The sequence below is a fragment of the Microcystis sp. T1-4 genome (assembly GCF_000297435.1).
Lineage (GTDB): Bacteria > Cyanobacteriota > Cyanobacteriia > Cyanobacteriales > Microcystaceae > Microcystis.
Genome location: NZ_CAIP01000295.1, coordinates 1 through 784 on the forward strand (window position 1 = coordinate 1; position 784 = coordinate 784).

Consider the following 784-nt stretch of genomic DNA (forward strand, 5'->3'; position numbering starts at 1 on the left):
GGGGTAAAAAGATAAATTTGGCAGTGGCGATCGCTGTACCTACGGCTGCTAAATTGATGGCTACCTCTTGCCAAGGTAATAAATTTTTCATCGTTAACGCTTTCGCCCCAAAACCAGATAATAAGGGGAATCCAGAGATGGAAAAACTGGCGATAACAATAGCAATCCAGAGGGAATTAGGGATCGCTTGTTGCTGTAATTCTTTAAAATTGCGACTGGGTAAAACTCCCACTAACAGAAATAGGGAAGATTTAACTAATCCGTGGGTAAGGGTATAAAAACCGCTCACCAGTGGGGCAGCCAAAATAAAACCCAGCTGCACGATCGTGCTAAAGGCTAACATCCGCTTGCTATCCTTTTCAAACACTGCGTATGACACGCCAAAAATCGCCGTTAGCACCCCGAAAAGCCGAATTAGTCCATCCAAATCCTCTAGGATTAAAGCACAGCGCAGGAGGGGAAAAATGCCAGCTTTTACCACCACCCCCGACATCAGCGCCGAGACAGAGGTTTCCGATTCCGAGTGTGTCATCGGTAGCCATAATCCCGAGACAAAGATTCCCCCTTTGACTAATAATCCCATGAGGATTAAAGCCAAGGCTTCGGGAGGTGCGCCCTTTAAACCAGCAAAAGCAAAGGAATTATTGGCTTTATAGACTAAAACTGCGCCAATAAGGTAAAATAACATCGCCACATTGCTGATAAACAGATAACGCAGGGCAACCCAGAGAGAGCGATCGCTGCGAGGGTAGGCAATCACCAGAAAAGCGGCAATACTAATTAC

At 45.9% G+C, this 784-nt stretch carries 1 protein-coding gene; it reads right to left on the minus strand.

Features of this window, described 5'->3' with window-relative positions:
- A partial coding sequence (locus MICAI_RS16345) for a cation:proton antiporter (RefSeq protein WP_039900371.1) occupies positions 1-784 on the minus strand: 784 nt, incomplete at both ends.